The following is a 25479-nucleotide window of genomic DNA, read 5'->3' as shown; positions in this document are numbered from 1 at the left end:
TTGTGGTTATCTGGTGGTTGATACCGTGGACGCAGAAGCTAGGAAAAAACTGAGCGAAGTTGTTAAGCTAGCCCGTGGCGACCTGAGTTTTAGCGCTTTTGGTAGGCTATTGGGAGTCTCTGGGTCTGCTGTTCAGTATTGGGAAAAGGGCCAGGTACTCCCGGATACGAAAAATTTGACTCAGATTGCGGCAAAAGCGGGCTTTACAATGGAAGAGTTGATGGCTCATCTCGAAGGTAAGCCAATGCCGGAACCTGTCAATACCAACGAGCTGCTGAAGAAAATTCAATGTATGCCGATTAGTGAGTTGGCAGTGATTGGTAGAGCCGTGATGGATAGACTCGCGGCGGCGGCTGAGTCTTCTGGGAAGTATGGTTGATGTAGATATAGACCAGTTTACTTGTAGGTACGATCAAGTAGCTTTTAACTTGTGAACATCCAAAATAGACAAAAACTTAGTGAAATCATCAAAACTGCTAGTGGAACAATGAGTCAACGAGCGTTTGGTAAGCTTTTAGGCGTTTCTGCGACTGCTGTTCAGCTTTGGGAAAGGGGCGATACGGTTCCTGATACTGAAAACTTGGCTAAGCTCGCTGCCAGAGCTGGTTATTCGCTGGAAGAACTTCTGAGATTTTTGGATGGGAAGCCAGTTTCAGATCCGTTAGATATTCAAGATATTGTCAATAAAATTAGGTTCTTGCCTCTGAGCCAGGTGGCGCTAATTGGCAAAGCTGTAGCGGAGAGATTCGCTGCGTCGGCTGAGGCTGCTGGAGAATGAGTTTGGCTCGATCGCGATCGCCCGTTTTGCAGAATTAGACTCGATCGCGCTTATGGACTGACGCACTCCGACAAAGAAACCGGGTTTTTACCTAATCTGTCGGTGACAACGAAGTATTTTCCTAAAAAACCCGGTTTCTGGGCCCCTATACGATCGCCCTTATCCGAAAATCACTCCCTCTATCCCTGACTCAATATGTCTAAAAACTCTCGGACAACGCGATCGGGTTCTTGACTGCACCTGTGGGCCTCGCAATAGTGGATGATACTGATACCGTGAGATGCAAACAGTCGATCGCGCGTTTCATCTTTTTCTGTGTCGGGATGCCATATTTCCAGAATACCCCATTTGCCTTGGTGGAAAATGAGAAAATCTGGTTCTTGGTTTTGTCGCCCTGCGGGTGTGGTGAGGCGGGCTTTGGAGTTGGGGAAGAAAAGGACGGAAGTGCGATCGAGCGCTTCGGCTATTTTTACTTCTTCTTCGCAGCGAAAGCGCAAATCGTTCCAGTGATAAATCCGTTCTTTTGGGTGAGATTCAATTCCTTGGTTATGATCGTTTTCAGCCTTGACAATTTCATCTGATGCTGTATTATCCTCAGTTACAATTGATTTGTTTAAATCAGTCTGATAAAAATCTGCTTCGCTTAAGTTTGTGAGCAATAATCTGGCTCCGCTTAAGTTAGCACCACTGAGGTTAACTCCTATTACCTGAGTGCGATGCAAAGTTATTTGGTGTCGCCGCAAATATCGTTTTAGAACTGATTTAAGATTGTTTTTTTTTACCTTTTCGTCAAAAGCTTCTGATAGTAGTTTCCAGAGTTTAGCGCCAGCAGATTTAATATATTCATCATCATATTTGGAACTATTAGCAATTTCATCATAAGAGTGTCTGCCTTCCCAACATTGTCTGAAGATTAGCTCTTGCACGTCGTTTAACTGTTCGTCTTCATCTAGGGCTGTTTCGACAATGGCGAGAGCTTCCTCGGCAGTCATGGGTTAAATCCTCTTAAAGTAGTATCAGATTTGAGGTTGTGCTGGTAGGGATTGTGGCATTTTGCCTGTGTTTTCACCTTACTCTGGGTAGATTTTAGCACGTTTTTTAAGATGTTGCTACTTTTGGTCACTATTTATTACTTTTTGTCACTGTAAATGTCATCCAGAGTGGGTAAGCTAATTTGAATAAAAAGCACTCAACAAAAACAATATAAGGAGAACCATCGTGGAACAGTGGATTAACTTCGAGCAATCTTTGAATCAGCGATTAAATTGCCAAGATTTAGACGAACAACAGAATAAAGCCAAAAACTTCTCGCTTAAAGGTCATTCTTTAGTGCGAGGCGTTGCCGGTTCTGGCAAGTCATTAGTATTGCGAAATCGTCTTGCAAAACTAATTGATGAGGGTTATAAGGATATTTTGGTATTGTGTTACAATCGCTTTATGAATGGATGGATTGATTCAATAATAAAAGAAAAAGGCTTGAGTTTAAAAGTAGAGAGTCGAACTTTTCATAGTTGGGCTTATCGCATAGGGTATACTTATGAGTGGGATAAAAATCCTGAAATGCGACGGCAAATTATTGATTTAGTTCAAAAGAACGCCAAAAATCGTTATCAAGCCATTTTAATTGATGAAGCTCAAGATTTTTATGATGAATGGTTTATGGCGATGTTAGGTGCTGTAAGTCCCGATACAAACTCTATGTTTTTTGTCTATGACAATACTCAGTCAGTGTACGAAGGTCAGCAACATCGAAGAAAGCAAGATTGGAGTTGGTCTAAGCTTGGATTTGATGTCAGGGGTCGTTCGCAAATATTTGATTTAAACTATAGAAACGCGCCAGAAATTATAGAATTAGCTTGGCAGTTTATATATCCTTATTTAGCTAGTGCTAATATGAAGATAGCTAAACGCTCAGAAGCTGCTGGTAAAATCGGTCATATTGTCGAACCAGTCAAAAAGTCTTCTCGGAGTTCATCTATTAAGCCAATGCTTGTAAAAAGCGATATGTCTCCAGACAATATAGCTAAACAGGTTAAACTGGCATTGAGCAGTCATCCAGAGTCTTCAATTGGAGTTTTATTGCATCCACAAGAGCCAAGATCCTTTAAATCAGAAATTAGTGAATGCCTGCATAGATTGGATGTTCCCCATCACGCTCCAATGCGTTCTCAAGACCGAGCTCATAACGTTGTAAACCGACCTTTCGTAATTGTAGATTCTTGGAACGCCCTGAAAGGAGTTGAGTTTGATGCCGTTATTATTGCTGGCGTTGACCGAGTGGAAGATTTGCCAGATCCAGATAAAGATTTTCAAGAAAAAGCAGGACTTTATACAGCAATAACAAGAGCAAAAGATCACGTAGTTATGTTATACCCAAATGAAACTCAAGTTGTGCAGCAACTTCAAAACATTTTGACAGCACCGGATGTTTTGGAGAGTGACTCAATCGTGAATACTCAGGCTGCTTAGTGTGACGATGTAGATGTGAAGGCAATCGCATACCACACAAACAGACTTTTACAATACCAATCAAGCAATTTGAAGCGTACTAGGTTCAGGGATAGATTCACTTTCTGCTTCCCAAGCTTCCAAATACATTTCTATCACTTCTTCGCTGTTATGAATCGCTTCCTCACGAGTTTTGCCGTGAGGAAGCGATTCATAACCACGCGATCGCCAAACTCTGGAATCGTGACTAAGAAAAGCCGATCTTCATCCGACCATTGAACCATCATACTGTATCGACTCATAAATCCTCGCCCTCCCTTAACTCATTGAGTTCAGTTAATAATTGTGCTAACTGCTTTTCTAGATAGAGTGCCACATCATCTCCATCTTGGCCGGGAATTGTCAATGTTTTTCTGAGCCTTGGATGTCGCCAACGCTCATGGCTATCTTTGCCACGCTTGGGTAGATCAACAAAATTTTTACGCGCAATTTGAGCTTTAACTCTCTAATTTTTCTTGGCATCAATTGTGTCTACAGCTCTACTCTATTTTATAACTTTTTTTCGACTTCTTCAAATACGATCGCACTTCTATCCTCACTTCTTCCCCACCTTGTCTCATTGCTTGCAAAAAGGCTGTTGAAGTGCGATCGCCCTTTCGTCAATTCCCAACCAACACAAAACCACCCGCACTTCATTCTCGCCCTCAATTTCGTAAAAAACCCGGTTTCTCGATTCGTCAATTACAAATATCGAGTTAACTGCACTCGATAGCGTTCTTTTTTTGTTACCATAACTTCCCCAATTTCCAATCTTCCCTTACCGCTAACGGCGATTAAATCTCCAGATTTAACGTGATAACTAGATTGGGTGATATCTTTCCAATTAACTCGCACGTCGCCTCTGTCAATAAATTCAACCATTTTGCTGCGAGACATGGCAAATCCGGCCGAAGCAACAGCATCCAATCTCATTGATGCTTCAACGGTTGTCATTTCTTTCTTTTTCGGTTCTCTAATTTTGAGCTCGCTCAATTCAATGCGCCGAGTTTTCACCGGAACCGATCGCACTTGCTGCAAACTCATCTCCAAATACTCTACCATTTCGGGCATGACAATCGCTTGCGCGCCGCGTTCTCCCAACACAATGATATCGCCCGTTTTCTCGCGGACAATTCCCGTACCCAACATCGCCCCCAAAAAGTCGCGGTGAGAAGCTGTATCGAACAAGAAATTGCCAGCAATTTCTACCGCAGCAACGTTAACGCTACCAGAGTCGATCGGGATATCCGATCGCGCGATCGCAATTCTTTGTCTTTCAGCTTGCGGGTAGCCGCCCCAAGCCACTAATTCCACATCAGTTAAGCGCTTAAATACCGTCAGAGTGTCCGCCAATTCTGGAGGCGACAGAAAATCAGTCAGAGTAACTTCCCAAGTTTTAATTGCTTGTTCCGCTTGGTCGATCGCCCGCGCCACACATTCGCGGTTTTCAATGCCTTTTAACAGTTCTTCTCTTTGTAACATCAGTTAATGCTAGATTCTAATTTGAAATTGCCAAAAATTGCTGTAACTAAAAAGTCTACTTTTTTAACAGTCACACTACTTTAATTATAGTCTAAGATAATCCAATAACGAACTTATGATTTTTGGGACTCGCAAAACTGATATGATGAACATGATTATTGTACCAAATGTATGAAGTCTTCCAGTTTAAGCAAGGTTAATATTTCAACGCGGTTACTGTGTCAGGAAGCAGCCGAACCGTTGAAACAAGCGCTACAGGATAAAAGCCTTGTACCCGATGAAGCAACGGCATTACTAACAGCAGACGAGCAACGCGCCATTCCTGCCATCAGCAAAAATAAGGCGTTGATCCAGGAAATTCAGAATCGGGTGCAGGGGTTGCCATCTTTCCATTCCCTGCTAGAGGGCGATAGCCGAAACTTGACACATATTCCCGATGAAAGCGTACATTTGGTAGTCACATCGCCCCCCTATTGGAATTTAAAAGAATATCTCAAAAATCTCAACCAGCTTGGCGAAATAGCAGACTACGAAAAGTTTTTGCAGGAGCTCGATCGAGTATGGCAGCAGGTATGGCGGGTTTTAGTCCCCGGCGGACGACTGGTGATTGTGGTGGGCGATGTCTGTGTTGCCCGCAGGCGGTTTGGCAGGCACATGGTATTTCCCCTGCACGCGAGTATTCAGGAACACTGTCGCCATTTGGGATTTGATAACCTCGCACCGATTATCTGGTACAAAATCGCCAATGCTTCCCTAGAAGCAGCGGGGAATGGCACCAGTTTTCTCGGCAAACCTTATGAGCCCGGAGGTGTCATCAAAAACGACATCGAATTTATCCTGATGCAGCGCAAACCTGGCGGCTACCGCAGTCCCACCCTGACAGCACGAGTATTGTCCGTGATACCGGAAACTCTCCACCGGCAGTGGTTTCAACAAATTTGGCAGGATATCAAAGGCGCTTCCACCAAGCAACACCCCGCCCCATATCCTTTGGAACTGGCAGAACGACTGGTGCGGATGTTTTCCTTTGCAGGGGACACGGTACTTGACCCGTTTATGGGGACAGGAACAACCTGCGTCGCCGCCGCCAATTGGGGGCGCAACAGTATCGGGGTAGATGTTGAGCCAACTTACCATCACCTAGCGCTGAAACGGATGCAGGAGACGTATGGCTTGCGCGTAGTCTACGACAGAACGATGGGGGAGGTTGCTGAATGACGGGACAGACACCCATCATCCCCGATGATGTGTTCCGGGAAGCTGTGCAGGGTTTCTGGGATACCCGCATCGCCCAGGCACAAGCCCAGGTGCTAGCAGGCAAAGTTGACCAAGGGAACCGCAGTGCGGTGACAGGAGGCAAGCAGATGGACGGTTTCATCCTGACGCTGACTAATTTCTTGCTGGCTGCAGGTGTGCCTCAAAACCATATCCACGTTAAAAAAAGCCTAACCGTTATACCGGGGTTCTTTCGCCCGACGAAGATGTACGACTTTTTGGTGGTAAACCCTGAAAAACGGCAACTCAAAGTAGTCATCGAGTTGAAGAGCCAGGTTGGCAGCTTTGGCAACAACTTCAACAACCGCACAGAAGAAGCGATGGGGGCTGCTCTCGACATCTGGACAGCTTACCGGGAAGGGGTGTTTGGCGCAGCACCTCCGCCACCGTGGTTAGGATATCTGTTTGTTTTAGAAGACTGTCCTGCCTCGCGCACCCCGGTACAGGTTGCAGAACCGCATTTCGCCGTTTTGCCGGAGTTTAGAGGGGCAAGCTATGCTAAACGCTATGAACTGTTTTGTCAGAAGATGGTGCGAGAAAGGCATTTCACCGCTGCTTGTTTTTTAGTGACAAACCGCGAACAGGCAGCACAAAATCCCAACTATACGGAGCCATGTTCAGACTTGTCGGTAGTCAATTTTTTGCAGCAGCTTATCCGGCACGCCCTGTAGAGTAGATAACAGATTTTGGCGTTGCAGAGTAGAGGGATAGGCGTTGCTGAACTTTAGTATGAATGTACATTTTTTAATCTTTGCCGAAGACAGACTTTTTGTGCCTTGGAGTCTTTTCGTAGAACTTAATTCATACCGTCAATCAGCAATGCCACATTGTCCACCCAACTACTTATTCTTCTTCACCCGCAAATACAGCTCTTCCATCGCCTCAATAAACGAACCATCCTTGTGCCAAAACTGTGGAAAATCTCCCTGTTTCTTCACCACGATCGCACTTACGCCACTTTGCGCTGCCACCTCAATCGTCTGCGGCAACCGCTTCGCACCGTGCCAAAACTCTTTCAGGCTGACCGTTTGCGCCTCACTGGCGATCGCCCGCGTGTAATAGGAATCCACCGCCACAGGGGCCGCTGCATCAGCCGTTAACTCGGCAGAAAGCGCCATTCCCAAAGGCGTTTTTGCCAATTCGCGGTGCAGCACTTCCTTAGAAAGCCCCCGTAATTCAAACAGTAAAAATGGATCTTTGTCCAATTCTGCCGCCACCAAATAATAAACTCCGGCAATATGTTTGCAGGGATTGCTATAGTCTGGGCAAGAGCAAGTAGTCTTAAAGTCCTCGCGGCTGCTGGGTAAAAGGTGCAATCCGAGGGGTGCAAAAGCATTTTCAATGTTGTCAGGCATTTCGTTTATTAGCAGCCGAGAAATGAAGCTGGCTTTCGATGCCATTTGGGCGATCGCCATTTGCCACTTTTCCTGACTAATTGGCTCAAACTCAATTTGAGTTGTGTACAGAGGCTCCTTATAAACCCCAAAATAAGGATTAACCGAGCCTCTCACCTGTGCCATCACTAACCCATCATTCATGCCAAAGCTTTTTACCTTGCCGTTTCGTGCATAGGCACGTCCCCGCCCGAGTCGCCCAGAATCTGTAAATCTTTCTAACGCATCGATAAATTTATTGCCCCACCAAGTCCGAGTAAATTGTGACATAAGCTGTTCTGCATTTAAATTGTATATTTCGATGACAATCAAAAATCCTCTCCCTCTCTCCCCCTCTCCCCCTCTCCCTCTTTTATGTTGTTTCTCCTAATCTAGAACCGCATTTTTATTGAGTCTAATTAACTTTTTAAATGCCTCATTATCCAACTCAGTCAACCACGATTCATCAGCACCAATAATTGACCCTGCCAATTTCTTTTTGTCCTCAATCATTTGGTCAATCTTTTCTTCCAAAGTGCCAATCGCCACAAACTTATGCACAAATACATTTTTTTCCTGCCCGATCCGAAACGCCCGATCCGTCGCCTGATCTTCCACCGCCGGATTCCACCAGCGATCGAAATGGAAGACGTGATTGGCTTTTGTCAGCGTAATTCCCACGCCGCCCGCCTTCAGTGACAGAATAAATACCGAAGGTTCAGACTCTGGATCTTGAAACTCTGAAATCATCCGTTCCCGTTTTTCGCGACTGGTTCCCCCGTGGATGTAGTAAGTGTTGTAATGTAGCGTTTGTTTAATATATTTTTCCAACGCGCTTCCCAGTTCTGTAAACTGCGTAAATACCAATAAACTTTCGCCTTCTGCTTTAACTTCCTCAATCATCTCGATCAGCCGTTCCAGTTTGTGCGATCGCTCTGGTGTAAACTCACTTTCATCCTGCAAAAACTGGCGCGGATGGTTACAAATTTGCTTCAGCTTCAGCAGTGTCGCCAAAATCATCCCCTTGCGCTTCATCCCTTCCGCCGCGTCAATTTCTTGTTCTACCTCTTTCACGATCGCTTCATAAAGCGAAGCTTGCTCGCGGGTGAGATTGCAGTAGAGCTTTTGCTCAACTTTGTCGGGGAGATCCTGAATAATCGACTTATCGGTTTTCAGACGGCGCAGGATAAAAGGTTCTACTAATTTTTTGAGCGCGGCTGATTGTATGCGACTCCCATGTTTTTGAATCGGTAATTCAAACAACTTCCGAAACTGTGCCTCTTTACCCAAATATCCGGGATTGAGGAAATTAAAAATTGACCATAAATCCAGCAATCGATTTTCCACCGGTGTTCCAGTCAATGCTAGTCGATGGGTAGCGGGTAACTTTAAAATCGCCTTGGTTTGCGCCGCTTTCGGATTTTTAATATTCTGCGCTTCATCAATTACCACGCGATGCCACGCTACGCTGCTCAACAGCTTCTCATCTTTTCGCACCAAGGTAAAGGAAGTAATCAACATATCGCAACCTTGGACGGCGGCTTTAAATGCTTTGGCATCTTGCAAACGTTGAGGGCCGTGGTGAATCAGCGATCGCAATTCTGGAGCAAATTTTTCCATTTCCTTTTGCCAGTTACCAACTACGGATGTGGGCGCAATTAGCAGCGTGGGTAGAACCGAAGGTGCGATCGCTTTTTCTGTCTTTTTTTCTGTCTCTTTTGTAGTAGATAAAACTTCCCGCTCTTGCAATAATCGAGCAATTACCTGCGCCGATTTACCCAAACCCATATCATCGGCAAGACAGCCATTTAATCCCAAACTTTCCAAATAACTCAACCAAGAAACACCGCGCTTTTGATAATCCCGTAACTTGCCCTGAAACTTTGCCGGATCAGCAATTAACTCTAGCCTACTTTTATCGTTCAGCTTCTCCAACATATCCGATAAAGTGCGATCGCGCTCAACCTCCAACTGTTCGCTCGCTTCTCCTTCTGCCGTCAACTTCATAAAGTCAATCAGGCTTAAATCGGGGTTTTCTTGGCGATGTTTTTTCCAAAACTCCAACATCTCCTGCATCTTGTCTTTGTCCAGTTCCATCCATTGTCCTCGGAACTGTACCAGCGGTGTTTTGCTATTTACTAACGCCTGCCATTCTTGTTCGCTAACCCGTTCACCCCCGATCGCCAATTCATACTGATATTCCACCAAGGAATCCGCCGAAAACAATCCCTTACCCTTGATTGCAGCGCTCTTGCTACCCTTCCCTTTGACTTGCAGGCGAATCTTTGCCCGTTGTCGTCCCTTCGGCGTCCACCAAGCGGGGACAATCACTTTGTATCCGGCATCTTCTAGTACCCAAGCGGACTCGCTGAGGAAGGTAAAGGCATCATCTAAGCTGAGGGTAATATTAACTGGTTTGTCGGTTTCTAGCCCTTGCCAAAGTTGGGGATAAATGCGGGCAGCGTAGCCGAGATTTGTCAGCAAATGTTGCTCGAAGTTGTCTCCGAATTGTGTTTGTAACTGTTTTTGTTGAGTCGATCGCGATCGCCAATAATCCTGCAACGGCATCCGCAAAGATGGGTCTTTTTTCGCAGCCACCTGAAACTCTAAAACCCAAGGCTGTTCGGGGTTTTCGGGGGATTGTAGTTGAAAGCAGAGGGAGAATGAGTCAGCAGATTGATTGCGCGTAATGCGATCGCGCCAGGTTTGCCATTGCCGGTATTGATCAAGGCTTACTCGCGCGATTTTTCGTGTTTGGTTGAGGCAGATGTGGAGTAAAGAATCCGCAATCTTCTTTTCAAACGATGCTGGGATGGGGGTTTGAGTGACAATTTCCGCGATCGCACACTCGGAGAAATGCCGCAGCAACCGTTCGCGATCGTACAACTTTGGTGTATCTTGTAGCTGGATCTTCCGAAAACCGGACACACAAACTAAAGGCATCCATTCAACATAGCGTTGTAAATCTGTTTCGTACTGTGTTGAAACAATTTCCCATCCCGGATAAATCTCAAAGCTGGGTTCAATTTTGGCAGGTGTTTTTGGAGTTTTTGCAGTTGTTTTGGTTTTTGTCTCGCCCGCTTTCTTGCGCCCGCGCGTGGCTTTCTCAGCGGGTTCGGATGTTTCGATGGGTGCGATCGCGATCGGAGCAGTTTCTCGATAGCGCAACGCCGGAATATAATGATCTTTCAGAACAATTTGCTTAAAATTTTGGGTGTAGTGATACCAAAATAGCAAGTCTGAACCAAACTGAACTTCTGCTACATCGTAGAGGGCAAAAAAATGCAGATCGTTCAATACTTTAGTCAAAGTGTGGGTGGCGATGCACACACAATCAACTTGCCAATACTCCAACTCCAATGTTTCGGGTAACTCTGTCTCTAAATATCGCGCTAACTCTAAAGATGGTAACGGCTGGTTGTCGGCGGCGGGTAGTAGAAAGTACCGAGGGGCGATCGCGTATTCTCGCCCCATCGCACTTGTATTGCTGACTGCTGACAGTTGAATCCCGGCTTCTTTCGTTAGAAACTCTCTTAACTGTGCCGTCTCCAATTGTCGGGGATGAACCTTAGCAGGCTGTTTTTTCTTTTGAGTGGTTTCAACCCAAAGACAAAAAGTTCCACCTTGAACAAAACTCTCTTCTGTTTGAGGAATCCAAGTCCCGTGGAGGATTTTCATAGGTCATACCAAACGCAACCTTTGGCAGCCTATCATATCATGAATGAGTGGGAAAAGATAAGACGGCGGTTGAAAGCAGGTTTATACAAACCATGTCTGCTGGATGCCGACTAAAGAGAATAACTTGACATACTCCCCAGCCTGAAGGCGTGGGGATTCTTTACGCTTCATTGACGGACGCTACGCCCGGTAGTCTTACTCTGTCTCGACGTACATTTAGAGTCGTGCCGATGCCCCAGGCCGACTTTTTCTATATTTACCGAAGCGTTTTCATCTCGGTCGTGTTCTGTACCGCAATTTAAGCAAAGTATAGAACGCACAGACAAATCAATTTTTCCCCATTTATATCCGCAATCAGAGCAAGTTTGGCTTGTAGGTTCCCATCGACTAATAATTACGAACTCACGTCCATACTTTTCCGACTTTGCCTCAACTAAGACCCTAAACTCTCTCCAACCTTGCTGGCTAATTGCTCTAGACAGTTTACGGTTTTTAACCATTCCTGATACATTCAATTCTTCCACAACAATAGTTTGGTTTTCGCTAACTACTTTGGTTGATAGTTTGTGCAAGAAATCTTTGCGAGTATCAGCAATCTTGTTGTGCTGTTTGGCAATTTTAATACGGGTTTTTCTTCTTCGTTTAGAGTCTTTCTGTTGACGCGCTAACTTACGCTGAAGTTGGCGAACCTTGCGGTCTAGCACTTTATAGCAGGGGCTTACAGCTTTTTCACCGTTGCTCATCACAGCAAAAGTTTTAATACCCAAGTCAATCCCGACACTTTGGTTTTTGGCGTCGAGTTGAACTGGTTCTACTTCTACTACAAAGCTCAAAAAATAGCGGTTAGCGCAGTCTTTAATTATCGTAACTGAGCTAGGCTCTGACGGTAGCTCTCTAGACCAAATCGGCTTGACAATACCAATCTTTGCTAAATAAACACCCTGCCCCTTGACTGAAAACCCACCGCGAGTTAGTCTAGCTGACTGACTAGAGGTGCGTTTTTTGAATTTAGGGTAGCCAACCTTTTGCCCCTTTCTCTTACCTTTACAGGAATCGAAAAAATTCTTGAAGGCTGCCTCTAAATCAGCTACCGACTGCTGCAAAGAAATTGCCGACACTTCACGCTTGCCAAGCTCTTTGCTCAGTCTTTTTTGCCTGAGTGATAACAATCTTTTGGAGTTCAGCCGATTTAGGCTTCTTTTGAGATTGTTTGCAGATTGCAAGAGCATCGTTATACACAACACGAACGCAACCGAACAACTGAGCTAAGCTCTGCTGCTGTTGGCTTGTTGGATAGAAACGGTACTGATATCTTGCTTTCATGCTTACCATGATAACATAATCGGGTAGCAATTGGGTAGCCAAATGACCAGAGAAAGATTAAGTATTCGCATTGCCGTGAGTCGGCTAGAGAAGTTGCGGAGAATTGCCAAACAGAAAGAAAAAACAATGACCCAACTTATAGAGGGCTGGATTGATAAACTTAAAGAGGAAAAGCCGTCCTAGAAGGACGGGGCTTTAGACCCAGTTTTTCGGTAATTTTACCCCAGTTGTACTCTTTACTCTTTAACCCGCCTCTGCGTATTTTGACTTGATAGATGCGGTTTCAAACGCCGAGTCTTCTTACAAATTTAGAAAATATCAGTTAAATCCAACACAAAACCGGGTAGTACATCTTCACCGGACAGAGTTGCAGGCGAGTCTAAAATTTCCACATCTGAACCTTGACGGGAGATTTCTACTTTTCTATTTTTGCGATCGAGCAACCATCCCAACCTCGCTCCATTTTTCACATATACTTTCATTTTAGCCCGCAATTTTTCTAGCGAGTCAGTAGTCGAACGCAATTCCACCACAAAATCGGGACAAATCGGCGCAAATTTCTTTTTTTCTTCAGCAGTTAAAGCATCCCACCTGTCGCGCCGAATCCAAGCAGCATCGGGAGAAATATCTGTACCGTCGGGCAGCTTAAATCCAGTTGAAGAATCAAAAGCAATTCCCAAATGCTTATTTTGTCTGCTCCAAGATTGAAGTTGATACGATAAGTCAATGTTGAAATTACCAGTTTCGCTACCCGTAGGTGGCATAATAATCAATCCTCCACTAGCAGTCCGTTCAAATCTTAAATCCCGGTTGTCAATACACAACTGAAAAAACTGCTCGTCTGTTAATTCCAGCGTTAATTCTAGGGGAGAATGTAGGGGGATAGTTTGTAATTCCATAACTGCCTCCAAATATTACACGAGTTGAATGTCAACAGTTAACAGTCAACAGTCAACTGTTAACAAACAAATAACTAAGTCTCTGTATAACCTTGGATATTTTCCGGTTTAAACTGCTGCAAAATCTTCGCAGCTTTCCCAGTCAAATCATCAGTACCCTTAACCGCAATCAAAAATTTACCCGCATTCAAACGGTTGCGGTAGGGCAAAGCATCGCCGCTACCAAAAGCCATACCGCCCGCGCCTCCAACAAACACACTGCCCATTGCAGCGGCGATCGCACCGAGTACACCACCGATCGCATGATCGCCAATTTCGCCCGCCCAGGCAAAGGTTTTCAACTCAGTCATCAAGCTGAAAGTAACCCCGGCAATAAAGCCAAACGGTATCAGCCAAATAGCCATGAGTTTCGCTTGTTTATTTGCTTGCTGGTTGGGATCTATCAAACCAAATTCATCGGCAGTTTTGTAGCCGCGGCCCAAAATACTCACTTGCTTCATCGGTAAGCCTTCTTTTTCGAGGGCGCAGTAGGCCGCTTCGGCTTGCATTCGATCGGGCAGTACGGCGATAAGATAATTCATTGAGAACAATTCCTGATAGTTAGGTTCGGATACCCGGAATTTATTATAGCCTGAAAAGACTTGCTAGCTAAGGAATTGGGCGTTTTATAGAGGTCGGGCCAGGACGATCGCCCCCAAAGCTAAAATATTTCCCGCAAAAATGACCGACCATGACCGAATACAGATACAATTCAAACTGCACAAAGGCAAGCTTGAGCTGATCTGTCAGATACGGCTCTAAGTCATAAGTCTCAACTTTGAGCTCGCCAACGCTCGGCCTATTTTTACTATTGCACTCGATTGCTTGCTATGCCTAAAGTTCTAGTATCCGATCCGATCGACCAAGCCGGAATTGACATCCTCTCCCAAGTCGCGCAAGTTGACGTAAACACAGGACTTTCAGCCGCCGAACTGGTTAAAATTATTCCAGATTACGACGCTTTAATGATCCGTTCTGGCACCCAAGTTACCAAAGAAATCATTGAAGCCGGAAATCTACTCAAAATCATCGGTAGAGCCGGAGTCGGCGTAGATAATGTCGATGTACCCGCCGCTACCCGCAAAGGAATTGTAGTCGTCAACTCCCCCGAAGGCAACACGATCGCCGCTGCCGAACACGCGATCGCCATGATGCTCTCGATGTCCCGCCACATCCCGGAAGCCAACGCCTCCGTCAAAAGCGGTAAATGGGAACGCAACCGCTTTATCGGCGTAGAAGTCTACAAAAAAACCCTCGGTATCGTCGGTTTGGGGAAAATTGGTTCCCACCTAGCCGCCGCAGCTAAAGCAATGGGCATGAAACTGCTCGCTTACGATCCCTTCATTTCCACCGAACGAGCCGAACAGTTGGGCTGCCGTTTGGTAGAACTAGAATTGCTGATGCGCGAATCTGACTACATCACCCTGCACATCCCCAAAACGCCGGAAACCCTGCACTTAATTAACGCTGAAGTGCTGTCGAAAATGAAGCCCACGGCCCGCATCATAAACTGCGCCAGAGGCGGCATCATCGACGAAGCAGCCCTCGCAGAAGCTATAAAATCAGGCCAGATAGCCGGCGCAGCGATCGACGTTTACGAACACGAACCCCTCGAAGCCGATTCCCCGCTGCGGAGTGTCGGCCAAAACATCGTGCTGACACCTCACTTGGGCGCTTCGACGGCGGAAGCTCAGGTGAATGTGGCGATCGATGTTGCCGAACAAATTCGCGATGTACTGTTGGGGCTGCCGGCGCGATCGGCTGTTAACATCCCAGGAATTTACCCAGACTCGATCGAAAAACTCAAACCCTACCTGCAACTAGCCGAAACCCTAGGCAACCTCGTCAGCCAGCTAGCCGGAGGCCGAGTCGATTACCTCAACGTTCAACTCCAAGGCGAACTCGCCAACAACCAAAGCCAGCCCGTAGTCGTTGCCTCCCTCAAAGGCCTGCTCTCCCAAGCCCTGCGAGAGCGTGTCAACTACGTCAACGCCAGCATTGAAGCTAAAGAACGCGGAATTCGCGTCGTCGAAACCAGAGACGCCTCAATTCGCGACTATACCGGCTCTCTGCGCCTCTCCGCCAAGGGAACTCTGGGCGAACACACAGTCACGGGTGCAGTGCTCGGCGAAAGCGAAATTCGGATTACCAGCGTTGACGATTTCCCAGTCAACGTTTGCCCGACTAACCATATGCTGTTTACCCTGCACCGCGATATGCCGGGGATTATTGGCAAAATTGGTTCCCAATTGGGCAGTTTTAATGTCAATATTGCCAGTATGCAAGTAGGCCGTAAAATCGTGCGAGGCGATGCGGTGATGGTTTTGAGCCTGGATGACCCTCTACCAGAGGGCATATTGGCGGAGATTCTCAAAGTTCCGGGAATTCGGGATGCTTACACGGTGAATCTTTAAAGAATTTTAGATTAAGGATTTTAGATGTCAATCTAAAATCCTTAATCTAAAATCGTTACAGGGTAAATCTTTAAAGGGTTAAGGATTTTAAATCTCAAGTCTAAAATCTAAAATCGTTACAGGGTAAATCTTTAAAGGGTTAAGGATTTTAAATCTAAACTCTCAAACTTGTTCGCTTGCGAAGTTTAAAATCTCAAATCCTTAATTTCAAATCGTTAAACGGTAAATCTTTGAAGGATTAAGGATTTTAGTGACTGCCAATCTAAAAGCTAAAACTTGTTCGCTCGCAAAGTCGAAGAATCCTTGATATAAAATCATTGCACGGTAAATCTTTGAAGGATTAAGGATTTTAGAAGCTGCTAATCTAAAATATAAAATCGTTGCACGGTAAATCTTTGAAGGATTAAGGATTTTAGATTTTGGATACAAGGACTGATAATTGGTAATGAGTAATTAGTCATTGGTAAAAAAGCCAGAAAGCTGAATTGTTTCTATTAGTCAATCCTGATTCTTCACTACCCAGTTCCCAGTTGCCAATTCCTGACGGGCCAATCTAAAATCTAAAATCTAAAATCTAAAATTGTTATGGCACATAGCTGGTGGGAAATTAGAATTATTTGCGATCCGGCGCTGGAAGATATCATTTTTTGGCGTTTGGAACAATTTAAGTGTCGGGGAACAGCCACTCAGATCAAAAGCAATTCCTGCCTGATGTCGGCTTATTTGCCCGAAGAACAAGCCCGATTGCTGGATTTGGCTGCCCTGTCTCTGTGGCTGCGACAAGATGCTCTGTGTGCAGGTTTGCCCCTACCTGCGATGCAGTGGAATTTAATTGAAGAGGAGGATTGGGGCAGCACTTGGAAGCAGCACTGGCAGCCTCAAGAAGTGGGCGATCGCTTTTTAATTAATCCCGCATGGCTGCCCGCGCCGACTGATACCGATCGGGTAATCTTGCGTTTAGATCCCGGTGTCGCTTTCGGTACGGGTGCTCACGCTACCACTCAACTGTGTCTGGAATCTTTGGAAATGCGTCTCGGTTTTGATGACAAAGAGTGCATAGTTGCCGATATTGGCTGCGGATCGGGTATTTTGTCGATCGGCGCGGTGTTGTTGGGCGCTACAAAGGTTTATGCTTTGGATACAGATCCTTTGGCGGTGCGATCGACCATTAGCAACCGACAGCTTAACCGCGTTAACCCGCAGCAGTTAATCGCAGAACTCGGAACGGTCGATCGTTTGAAAGAAATGGTAGATGAGCCGATCGACGGTTTGATGTGCAACATTTTAGCAGAAGTAATCATAGATTTAATCCCGCAGTTCACCGCCATTAGCAAACCGAGTACATGGGCCGTGCTCAGCGGCATTTTGCTCGAACAAGCTAAGCCAATTGCTGATACTCTCGAACAGCACGGCTGGATTGTCGCTACTCTATGGAAGCGCCAAGATTGGTGTTGTTTTAACATTCGGCGCAGTTAGTGTTCTGAGTTTTTCGATATATATATTAGTAGTAGGGTGCGTCAGATTCGATGATTTTGGATGCGTATTGAATCGCTAACAACTGACGCACCTTACAATTATTTCGGAATTAATATCACCCGAAATCAGGATAGGGCAGTGCCGTTTCCCTACAATTAATCGCGGTAGGGAAACGGCACTGCCGTGTCCTCTATATCATACCGATGAAACCGGAAACGATATGACGCACCTGATTGAAATTAGCTAACATTACATAGCGGATAATCGAACCTTCGCGATCGATTTTTACAGCGTGTTGCGAAAGTATTTCTTCCGACCACATTGGCTCAGAAACAGGCTGAGATTCAGGTTCATCGCCAATCCAAGGTGGAGAAGGCATAGATAAGTCACGACCATTTAATTGTCGCTCTAACCACTTTATCGCTCCTGTATGTTGACATTTGCGATCGCAACAACCAGCTCCCAGAAACTGACCTTGTTCATCAAAAACTTCTATAAAAGAGCCGCTATTATCCCAACCATCATCAACATAGCCTTGTATCAGAAGAGCAAATGAAATTTGAGATTCAACGGGAACTTTTACAAGATATATCTCGCTGAGGCTGTGCTGAGAGTAGCAAAAATGTCGATCGTAAGTGTCAGCCACAGTTTTAGGTATGTCTTGTGGAGGTCTTTCAATCTCCACCGACTCCAAACCATCACCAAACCCACCAAACAACTGAAGACATCCGATGCGACAGTCTGGGAAGAAATCCGAGAAAGAGTCAGAGCGATCGTAAAACTTACCGATTTCTTCCTCGTAGAATTTTCTAACTAAAGATTCCCGAGTGCTATAATTCATACACTCTCTCCTATAATTTTTGTTGTTTTTGCCTTGTGCTATCGCTCATATCAAATCCGGTTAAATGCACGTAGATAAGTAGGGGAAATCCCCCTATGATAGCCCCTAATGTACTGCGACAATCAAACGGATGTAATATTATTCATTGATGTCATCGGGATCGGGATCGAAGTCGTAGGGTGCGTCAGATTCAATCATTTTCAATCTCAAATCGCTACCAACTGACGCACCCTACAAGGACATGATATTAGTAGGGTGCGTCAGATTCAATCATTTTCGCTCTCAAATCGCTACCAACTGACGCACCTTACAAGTTATATCAATTTCGGTCGATTACCCATGATTCTTGTAGGAGCTCACTTCGCCATAATATTTCATATAAATTGACAATCTTGTAAAACCGCCCCAACTCCTCGATTTGGTTAATCGTCAGTTTCTATCTCAGCATATTCATCAGTCACAACTTGTCCATCTGGCATGATAGTATTTCGCTTGTAGCTGTCGCCTAAATCGCAACCTTCAACAAGTGCTCCTCTCAAATTTGTCTCATACAGACAAATTTCACCCATCATTGCACCTCTAAGGTCTGCTCCTTCCAGATTGGCTCCTTTCAAGCTAACTTCAAATAAACAAGCATTTTGCAGGTTGGCATTTCGGAGATTAGTATATTCCAAATTACCATCTGTCAAGTTGGCATTACTTAGGTTAGCTCTCTCCAATGAAGCTCTTTCTAGATTAGTTTCTAAACTAGCATTAGACAAATCTGCTTCGTCCAGCATACTATGAGTTAAATCAGCATAATCTAATCTAGCTGACGTAAAAATAGTACGTCTGAGATTGCTTTCTTTCAGCGTGGTATATGTCAAATCAGCTTCACTGAAATCAGCCTCACTCAAGTTTACGCCTCTTAGTTCGGCACCTTCTAGGTTAACCCGACGAAAATCTCTTTCACCCGCTGCGTATCTTTTGAGCAGTTCTTCTGCGTTCATAACTTGCCTCTTTAATCTATTTACACTTTCAAATGATAAACTCAAAGTGACAGTGCTACGATGAAAGCATAAACAATTTGCATCATAAAGCTATGAACGCTGAAGAAATACTCAAAAGATACGCCAAGGGACAGCGAGATTTTCGGAGTAGCGAGTTAGAGGGTATTAATTTGAGCGGAGCTGATTTGTCTGGAATCGATCTAGCTGGTGCTAACTTGCGTAGAGCTAACTTTAGTAGAGCGAATTTGAGCCGAGTGTTCTTGGGAGATTGCCACCTGTATGAAGTCCAATTAGAAGGGGCTAACTTAATGCTTGCGACTATGTATGGTGTTGTTTCTACTGATGCTAATTGGAGAGGGGTAAATTTGGAGGATGCTAGTTTGGAAGAAGCTTATTTGGTCTCTGTTGACTTAGAAGGAGCTACTCTGAAAAATGTCAATCTGAGTGATGCCAGGTTTGAAAATTGTAACTTGAAAAACGTTAATTTTGAGGGAGCTATTTGGAACGAAACTCTAATGGCTTTAGTTGATTTAACAGGAGCGACAGGGTTCGACCCTGCTGATGTAGCCGGACACCAAATCATATTGCCTAACGGTCAGTTCGTTGAATCTACTTGGGAGTTTACTGAGAAAAAATATGGATATATTTAAGCTGAGAAATACTTGGTAAACTAACGGACATCTAGTTTGCTGAGGCAATCTAAGCCTGTCCAATTTAAACTAAGCAAGTTAAATGTACATTAGCTTATCAATCAAAAGTAGCCTGTTATAGGATGAAATGAGGTCTGATGTTCCCCCATACCAGCTCAAAACACGTCCGTGTACAGCGCCCCTGCCAGCAATACCAAAATAGGATCGGTTTCCTTCGTAAACCCAGCACGACTGCTATTGTAATCTGGGTGATCTTTATTAGTTCCCAGCAAAACCGACAAATCCGGTTTTCCCAATAGCGGAGCAGATGAATCGGGATTTTCTGACCTCCAACCTTCTCGCGGTAACTTAAGTCCGGAGGCTGTTTTGTTATTCTCAGTAAACGGAAGATTGGGAATATCCCGACCCGCAGGCGAAACCGTACCGCTTAATAAATTCGGTACTGTCTAATAGTAGTTATCCGCAAAAGTGACATTATTTAAGCTAAAATCAAACCATTCGCGATCTGGAAAAACAGTTATGAACCCAAAATTGCTATATAGCAAATATATGGCTCAAGAGTTAGTTAGACGGTATAGGACTGGCGATCGCGATTTCAGAGGTATCGATCTGAGCAACGCCTACCTGTACGACTTTTGGCTGATTGATGTTAATTTGAGCGGTGCTAATTTGGAAGGCGCTAGTTTGGGCGGTACTTATTTAATTAATTCTAACTTGAGCCATACGAATTTAGAAAAAGCATGGCTGGATTCAGCCCTACTGATTGGGGCAAACTTGAGTAATGCCAATCTCAGGAATGCTAAGTTGCTTAATGTTGACTTGAGGACTGCCGATTTGACGGGTGCCGACTTGACGAATGCCGACTTGACGGGTGCTGTGCTGATTGACACTAATTTGACTGATGCCAATTTGAATGATCTTAAAACAACAGAGCAGACTATTTTTCATCAAGTGACTATGCCTGACGGCAGGATTCAAAACGATTTAAACAGAGCGTTGTCTGCTGAAGAATTGCTCCGGCGCTATGGCGAGGGCGAGCGAAATTTTCAGGAGAAAATATTGCATCGTGTAGATTTGAGCGGTGCTGACTTGCGTGATATTGACCTGAGTCGTTCTCGCTTAAGCTATGTCAACTTTAGTTGTGCTTGTTTGGAAAATGTTGGCTTGGGAATGGCTATATTTTCTGATTTCAGAAATGCTCGATTTAGTCGGGATGAAGATTGGTTTGGTGTCTATTTTTTTTATTGCTATTTGAGAGATGCTAATTTAGCAGGAGTTGACATTAGTTATTCTAAATTCATAGGAAGCAACTTACTGGGGGCACGAGTATGCGGTGCTATACAAGGAGATATATTCTTTTACAATACTACTTGGAGTAATGGAGAATTTATCCCTGGTCCTATCAACGCTACTGAACACTGGCGGGGAGAGTTTAGGGAAGGTAAATTTTAAATTTGAAGAAGTAGTAGCAGGGTGGGTCAGCTTCAATGATAATGCCATAAGTACGATCGCCCTCAATTGGGCAAAAACAATCTCGATAATCAGGTGAGAGAGCAATTGCAGCAGCATAGTTAAGAACTAGAAACTAAAGAGCGAACGTAAAAAGACACCGCTCCAATTAAGTAAAAACCATTCACCAAAATCAACAATCCTTTCCCAATATAAGAGTGGACAAAACCAAAAACGCGGAAAGTAGACAGCAGCACTAACAGCATTTCCACCACAGAAATAATAGACCCATAGTGCTTTCTATCCCAATACGAAAACGGACTGATAAAACGGTAATTGCTGAACGGAAAAAAGTGTCGGTGAGCGTCGTCATTGTGGACTGGCAAATCTCCCAGAGAGTGCAGGATGATGCTGAGAAACAGAATTTGCACGCTTTGCCAGCCGAAGTAATAAGCAATTACCCAGCCAATAACCGCCAGAGGAATTGAATGAAACAGCGCCACAATATTCTGGACAAAAGGTTCATAATATGCAGTTGACCAAATTGTAGCTTCCGGCAAACGAGCAATGTATTTCGCCCAAAAGTAAAATAAAAATATCGGAATGTCGGGTAAGATTCCACCCGTAACGATGAGCAAATTCAACTCAGAATGCTGGGCTCTACCGAGAATGGCGAGATTGATAATCGCGTGGCTGGGAGTTTTCATGAGTAAGGTGCGTCAACTAGGATTATCTTATTCATAATTAATCAGATATTAGTTGACGCACCCTACGTGTGAGATAATTGGCTGATGTTACAAGTGAGGTTGCAGTCGATCGATCAACTGCGCCGCTTGCATCACTCCCTCAATGCGATCGACCTCAGCACCATTTTTGAACAGTACCAAAGTCGGCAAAGCATAAATGTGATGCTGCGACGCCAACTGTTCGTACTTATCCGTGTCAATCTTGACCACCATCAGCTTATCCTTCGTTTGACCGCTGACTTGCTCCAAAATCGGTGCCATCATCTGACAAGGCCCGCACCAAGTAGCGTAAAAATCTACCAACACGGGCAAATCGGAGCCCGATAGTAACTCCTCAAAACTGCTGAACTGTTTTTGAACTGCCATAAGACAAAATAATTTTTTTGGTTCTGGCTCGATTTTAGTGCAAAATTCTCTGGTAGATTGCGAGGATACAATTATGGAATTATTGCCAGAGACATATCAGAGATTGCGGGGTCAAGTTGCACTCGTCACCGGTGCATCGCGGGGAATCGGCCGCGCCGTTGCTTTAGCCCTAGCCGCAGAGGGCGCTAAAGTCGCCGTCAACTATGCCAGTTCCAGCGCTGCTGCTGATGAGGTTGTCGCAGAAATTGACGTTGCTGGCGGAGAAGCCATCGCCCTTGCAGCAGATGTCTCCAAAACTGACCAAGTGGATTCACTCATCAGTAAAGTCATGGAAAAATGGGGGCGGATTGACATTTTGGTGAACAATGCAGGCATCACCCGCGATACTTTGCTGTTGCGGATGAAGCTGGAAGATTGGCAAGCTGTGATTGATTTGAATTTAACCGGCGTGTTTTTGTGCGCGAAAGCTGCGAGTAAAATCATGCTGAAACAGCGCAGCGGCCGAATTATTAATATTGCTTCGGTGACCGGACAAATGGGCAATCCCGGACAAGCTAATTACAGTGCGGCGAAGGCTGGGGTAATTGGTTTTACTAAAACTGTGGCGAAGGAATTGTCTAGTCGTGGCATAACTGTGAATGCTGTTGCACCGGGTTTTATCACTACAGATATGACGAAGGATGTCAAGTCTGATGAGATTTTGAAATACATTCCGCTGGGAAGATACGGCGAAGTTGACGAAGTTGCGGGGATGGTCAAGTTTTTGGCGGCGGATGCGGCGGCGGCTTATATTACGGGGCAGGTTTTTAATGTGGATGGGGGAATGGTGATGGCTTAGATTTGGAGTTTTTTTAACCGCAGATGCACGCGGATGAAAGCGGATATCTGCGGTTAATAATTACTTTAAGGCCGCACGCAACTGACTGAGGACTTTTTTGTATTTTGCCATGCGTTGAAAATCTGCCTCTGTCGGATTGGCGATGCGACGAATATCAAGGTTATGAGTAACATCAGCGATTTTGACTCGCAGTGCGATCGGGTTGGCAATCACACGTTCTAAATAAGCTGCATAAGCCTCTCCTTCTATTTTGGTAATCGCCGCGATCGCCGAGACGATAACTTCAGGAAAATCTTCGCTTCTAAGTTGCTCAAGTGTAAGTTCAGAATCTTCGACTGCATCGTGGAGAACCGCTACGATTTTCTGCTCTAGAGAAGTTACATTTTCCATCACAAATAGCGGATGATCGAGATAGGGATTACCTGCCTTATCAACCTGCCCCTCATGTGCTTTGGCTGCGATCGCGATCGCCCGTTGCAGTAATAATTCGTAGTCGGAATTCGTATTAGACAACATAAGCTATTCTCCATTTTGACTGTATGTCAAAAAATAATAAAACTCTTGTGGGATGGGCATCCTGCCCGCCATGAATATGCGATTTAAATGCGCGACAACATAGTACATGAATTCTCTATTAAAATTTCATTTTCCTGGTGGCTAAAAGGTCGTGTGTGGTTTGCGATTTTAAATATTCCTGTAAAAATTTCCAAGCCATTTGAGTACCCTCCCCTGCGTTGACTTTTTCAAAATCTACATCTTTTCTCAAAACTACCAAACCGACACCTTCTTTGATTTCTATTTTATCGTAATCGCTAACTATCGCCAAAAAAAGATGGTTATTTTGTAAAATCTTTATATCGTTTTGGGTCTTTTGGTGAGTAAAAGTTGCGATAAATTCCATTGTGTAATCATGTATTGCGAGGCAAGTTTCTTCCTCCATTTCTCGCACTGCTGCCTGCTGTGGAATTTCTCCAATGTCCACGCCACCACCAAAAGTAGAAACCATTCCTTGACTGGCAATACCGGGAATATTATCTCGCAGTTGTACTCCAATCTGACCGTTCGGGAGCATTATAAAAATGCGAACTATTGACTTGGGGATATTCATATTATCGAGTTTATAACAAAAAGAAACTTGCTTTATATAGCGGTTATCACAAAAGTGAGGATAGCCCTATGCCCTAGGCCGGATAGTACTTCCTCTTTCTGAGAAAGGCTATAGTTTTATAATTTAACTCAACATTTTCCTAATCCAATTGTAAACCGCAGCAGACAAAACCCGTAACTTATTTACAAAAATTTGCCAAATTGAAACTTTTCTTACCTCAAATAAATCTTCGATTTCCACGGGCAGCGGCGGCATTCCGACTACTTCATAGAGCGGATATTCGCCGCTTTTTCCCGGAATTTCAACTAATACGCATTGATTGACGATCGCCAATTCCTTGACTTCCTGATAAGTCTCCTCGGAAATCAACAAACTCGTTCCTACTTGCTTGTTCGCAGCCTCGATCCTGCTGGCAAAATTCACCGCATCTCCGATCGCCGTAACTGTCTGACTGTTCGACGCCCCCAAATTCCCCACAACCGCCAAACCGCAGTGAATCCCAATCCCAATCCGCAATCGGTGACGGTATAAAGCCTCAAAATAGGGATTGAGTTTCTCTAGTTCCTCCAGCATCTCGACTCCCGCCCTCACTGCTTGTTCCGCCGCCTTTTCGGGATTTTCTAACCCAAATAGCGCCATGAAACCGTCTCCCATATAATTATTAATCATCCCACCATTCTTATTGATTACAAAACCCATTTTCTGGAAATAGCGATTTAAAATATAAATTACGTCGTAGGGTAGCAGCGATTCTGCAAACGCAGTAAACCCTCGAATATCAGCAAACAAAATTGCAATTTTTTTCTCGTGTCCCACAGGTGCAGAAATCAAATTTCCGACCATTTCGTCGTTAAATGCTTCCAAGTCTTCAGAATCGATCGCCAATCGGCGCAAAATCACCTTCCCGCCAGCAATCTGTGTCTGACAAGCCAGCCTAATTTCGGGCTCTAAGCGTAATTTTTTTGCAAGTTCCTCTTCCGACGAGGTGCGCGGAGAGCAAAATTCCAAACCTTCGACAATCAAGACGCGGCAAGTCGAACACCGGGCGCTACCGCCGCAGATGTGGGTGTGGGGAATGCCGGCACTGAGGGAAGCTTCGAGAATTATATCGTCGTCGTCTATCTCGATCGTGCGATCGTCCGGCAGATAGTGAATGTGCGGCATCTGTGGCATCTCCAACCTGAATAGCGCGAGAAATCTCGCTCAAATCTGCGATCGCCATCAACCGGTGCGATGCCAACCCAATTTTTCAAACTCTTTTCTATATG

27 protein-coding genes and 1 pseudogene are annotated in these 25479 nt (G+C 44.8%); 10 read left to right on the top strand and 18 right to left on the bottom strand.

Annotation, left to right across the window (positions count from 1 at the left end):
• Window positions 1-13: 13 nt before the first annotated feature.
• Window positions 14-379, top strand: a complete 366-nt coding sequence (locus QT998_RS18875; RefSeq protein WP_333117047.1) for a helix-turn-helix domain-containing protein — start codon at window positions 14-16, stop codon at window positions 377-379.
• A 108-nt stretch (window positions 380-487) separates the two neighbouring features.
• Window positions 488-778 carry a helix-turn-helix domain-containing protein gene (locus QT998_RS18870; RefSeq protein WP_333082080.1) on the top strand — a complete coding sequence of 97 codons (291 nt, stop codon included), beginning with the start codon at window positions 488-490 and terminating at the stop codon, window positions 776-778.
• A 179-nt stretch (window positions 779-957) separates the two neighbouring features.
• On the opposite strand, the gene QT998_RS18865 is transcribed toward QT998_RS18870, so the two are convergent.
• The gene (locus tag QT998_RS18865; RefSeq protein WP_333117050.1) at window positions 958-1770 is read right to left on the bottom strand and encodes a pentapeptide repeat-containing protein; all 813 of its coding nucleotides are present in this window, start codon (window positions 1768-1770) and stop codon (window positions 958-960) included.
• A 226-nt stretch (window positions 1771-1996) separates the two neighbouring features.
• Between QT998_RS18865 and QT998_RS18860 the strand changes: the two genes are divergently transcribed.
• Entirely contained in the window at window positions 1997-3247 is a 1251-nt protein-coding gene (locus QT998_RS18860; protein WP_333117051.1) for a UvrD-helicase domain-containing protein, read from the top strand.
• Window positions 3248-3307: 60 nt separating this feature from the next.
• Here QT998_RS18860 and QT998_RS18855 read toward each other — a convergent pair.
• The 4 genes and pseudogenes from QT998_RS18855 to QT998_RS18840 form a co-directional block, all read right to left on the bottom strand.
• Window positions 3308-3528, bottom strand: a pseudogene (locus QT998_RS18855) (type II toxin-antitoxin system HicB family antitoxin).
• On the bottom strand, window positions 3525-3632 hold the full coding sequence (locus QT998_RS18850) for a hypothetical protein (protein WP_333117054.1): 108 nt from the start codon (window positions 3630-3632) through the stop codon (window positions 3525-3527). Before QT998_RS18850 ends, QT998_RS18855 begins: the two are co-directional and overlap by 4 nt.
• A 143-nt stretch (window positions 3633-3775) precedes the next feature.
• The gene (locus QT998_RS18845; RefSeq protein WP_333117057.1) at window positions 3776-3922 is read right to left on the bottom strand and encodes a hypothetical protein; all 147 of its coding nucleotides are present in this window, start codon (window positions 3920-3922) and stop codon (window positions 3776-3778) included.
• A 45-nt stretch (window positions 3923-3967) separates the two neighbouring features.
• Window positions 3968-4747: a photosystem II S4 domain protein gene (locus tag QT998_RS18840; RefSeq protein WP_333092049.1), complete on the bottom strand. Its 780-nt coding sequence runs from the start codon at window positions 4745-4747 to the stop codon at window positions 3968-3970.
• Window positions 4748-4918: 171 nt separating this feature from the next.
• Between QT998_RS18840 and QT998_RS18835 the strand changes: the two genes are divergently transcribed.
• Both QT998_RS18835 and QT998_RS18830 read left to right on the top strand, forming a co-directional pair.
• On the top strand, window positions 4919-5965 hold the full coding sequence (locus QT998_RS18835) for a DNA-methyltransferase (protein ID WP_333092048.1): 1047 nt from the start codon (window positions 4919-4921) through the stop codon (window positions 5963-5965).
• Window positions 5962-6693, top strand: coding sequence for a PaeR7I family type II restriction endonuclease (locus tag QT998_RS18830; protein WP_333117061.1), 732 nt, complete (start codon window positions 5962-5964; stop codon window positions 6691-6693). The genes QT998_RS18835 and QT998_RS18830 overlap by 4 nt, the downstream gene beginning before the upstream one ends.
• A gap of 168 nt (window positions 6694-6861) precedes the next feature.
• Here the strand turns inward: QT998_RS18830 and QT998_RS18825 are convergent, their stop codons facing one another.
• From QT998_RS18825 to QT998_RS18800, 6 genes are all read right to left on the bottom strand, one after another.
• The gene (locus tag QT998_RS18825) at window positions 6862-7686 is read right to left on the bottom strand and encodes an SWIM zinc finger family protein (RefSeq protein ID WP_333117064.1); all 825 of its coding nucleotides are present in this window, start codon (window positions 7684-7686) and stop codon (window positions 6862-6864) included.
• A 96-nt stretch (window positions 7687-7782) separates the two neighbouring features.
• Window positions 7783-11073 (bottom strand): DEAD/DEAH box helicase, encoded by a 3291-nt coding sequence (locus tag QT998_RS18820; protein WP_333117067.1) that lies wholly within the window; start codon window positions 11071-11073, stop codon window positions 7783-7785.
• A gap of 167 nt (window positions 11074-11240) precedes the next feature.
• A complete protein-coding gene (locus QT998_RS18815) occupies window positions 11241-12191 on the bottom strand; it encodes an RNA-guided endonuclease InsQ/TnpB family protein (RefSeq protein ID WP_333117070.1) in 951 nt (316 codons plus the stop codon).
• Window position 12192: 1 nt separating this feature from the next.
• Window positions 12193-12396: a helix-turn-helix domain-containing protein gene (locus tag QT998_RS18810; protein WP_333218115.1), complete on the bottom strand. Its 204-nt coding sequence runs from the start codon at window positions 12394-12396 to the stop codon at window positions 12193-12195.
• Window positions 12397-12704: 308 nt separating this feature from the next.
• Window positions 12705-13295, bottom strand: coding sequence for a Uma2 family endonuclease (locus QT998_RS18805; protein ID WP_333092042.1), 591 nt, complete (start codon window positions 13293-13295; stop codon window positions 12705-12707).
• A gap of 74 nt (window positions 13296-13369) precedes the next feature.
• Window positions 13370-13876 carry a hypothetical protein gene (locus QT998_RS18800; protein ID WP_333092040.1) on the bottom strand — a complete coding sequence of 169 codons (507 nt, stop codon included), beginning with the start codon at window positions 13874-13876 and terminating at the stop codon, window positions 13370-13372.
• Window positions 13877-14164: 288 nt separating this feature from the next.
• On the opposite strand from QT998_RS18800, the gene serA reads away from it, so the two are divergent.
• Window positions 14165-15748, top strand: a complete 1584-nt coding sequence (gene serA, locus QT998_RS18795; RefSeq protein WP_333092039.1) for a phosphoglycerate dehydrogenase — start codon at window positions 14165-14167, stop codon at window positions 15746-15748.
• Window positions 15749-16333: 585 nt separating this feature from the next.
• Complete coding sequence (gene prmA / locus QT998_RS18790; RefSeq protein WP_333117072.1) at window positions 16334-17224, top strand: 50S ribosomal protein L11 methyltransferase; 891 nt, start codon at window positions 16334-16336, stop codon at window positions 17222-17224.
• Between the two features lie 190 nt (window positions 17225-17414).
• Here the strand turns inward: prmA and QT998_RS18785 are convergent, their stop codons facing one another.
• Window positions 17415-18065: a hypothetical protein gene (locus QT998_RS18785; RefSeq protein ID WP_333117073.1), complete on the bottom strand. Its 651-nt coding sequence runs from the start codon at window positions 18063-18065 to the stop codon at window positions 17415-17417.
• A gap of 422 nt (window positions 18066-18487) precedes the next feature.
• Window positions 18488-19054 carry a pentapeptide repeat-containing protein gene (locus tag QT998_RS18780; RefSeq protein ID WP_194068248.1) on the bottom strand — a complete coding sequence of 189 codons (567 nt, stop codon included), beginning with the start codon at window positions 19052-19054 and terminating at the stop codon, window positions 18488-18490.
• A gap of 92 nt (window positions 19055-19146) precedes the next feature.
• On the opposite strand from QT998_RS18780, the gene QT998_RS18775 reads away from it, so the two are divergent.
• Together QT998_RS18775 and QT998_RS18770 are read left to right on the top strand one after the other, a co-directional pair.
• Window positions 19147-19704, top strand: coding sequence for a pentapeptide repeat-containing protein (locus QT998_RS18775; protein ID WP_333117074.1), 558 nt, complete (start codon window positions 19147-19149; stop codon window positions 19702-19704).
• Window positions 19705-20223: 519 nt separating this feature from the next.
• On the top strand, window positions 20224-21156 hold the full coding sequence (locus QT998_RS18770; RefSeq protein WP_333117075.1) for a pentapeptide repeat-containing protein: 933 nt from the start codon (window positions 20224-20226) through the stop codon (window positions 21154-21156).
• 119 nt (window positions 21157-21275) lie between these two features.
• On the opposite strand, the gene QT998_RS18765 is transcribed toward QT998_RS18770, so the two are convergent.
• A complete protein-coding gene (locus QT998_RS18765; protein ID WP_333092033.1) occupies window positions 21276-21860 on the bottom strand; it encodes a hypothetical protein in 585 nt (194 codons plus the stop codon).
• Window positions 21861-21947: 87 nt separating this feature from the next.
• Window positions 21948-22265, bottom strand: coding sequence for a thioredoxin (gene trxA, locus QT998_RS18760; RefSeq protein ID WP_194010038.1), 318 nt, complete (start codon window positions 22263-22265; stop codon window positions 21948-21950).
• Between the two features lie 73 nt (window positions 22266-22338).
• Here trxA and fabG point away from each other — a divergent pair, with 73 nt between their 5' ends.
• Window positions 22339-23103 (top strand): 3-oxoacyl-[acyl-carrier-protein] reductase, encoded by a 765-nt coding sequence (fabG, locus tag QT998_RS18755; RefSeq protein ID WP_333117077.1) that lies wholly within the window; start codon window positions 22339-22341, stop codon window positions 23101-23103.
• A 60-nt stretch (window positions 23104-23163) separates the two neighbouring features.
• Here fabG and QT998_RS18750 read toward each other — a convergent pair whose 3' ends face one another.
• The 3 genes from QT998_RS18750 to QT998_RS18740 all read right to left on the bottom strand — a co-directional run bounded on the left by QT998_RS18750 (window position 23164) and on the right by QT998_RS18740 (window position 25375).
• Complete coding sequence (locus QT998_RS18750; RefSeq protein WP_333092030.1) at window positions 23164-23619, bottom strand: HD domain-containing protein; 456 nt, start codon at window positions 23617-23619, stop codon at window positions 23164-23166.
• 118 nt (window positions 23620-23737) lie between these two features.
• Window positions 23738-24211: an NUDIX domain-containing protein gene (locus QT998_RS18745; protein WP_333092029.1), complete on the bottom strand. Its 474-nt coding sequence runs from the start codon at window positions 24209-24211 to the stop codon at window positions 23738-23740.
• 123 nt (window positions 24212-24334) lie between these two features.
• Window positions 24335-25375 carry an adenylate/guanylate cyclase domain-containing protein gene (locus QT998_RS18740; RefSeq protein WP_333117079.1) on the bottom strand — a complete coding sequence of 347 codons (1041 nt, stop codon included), beginning with the start codon at window positions 25373-25375 and terminating at the stop codon, window positions 24335-24337.
• Between the last annotated feature and the right edge of the window lie 104 nt (window positions 25376-25479).

The organism is Microcoleus sp. S1D4 (genome assembly GCF_036700765.1).
Classification (GTDB): Bacteria; Cyanobacteriota; Cyanobacteriia; order Cyanobacteriales; family Microcoleaceae; genus Microcoleus.
Note: the sequence above shows the minus strand (reverse complement) of the source record. Positions and strands in the feature narration are given on the sequence as shown.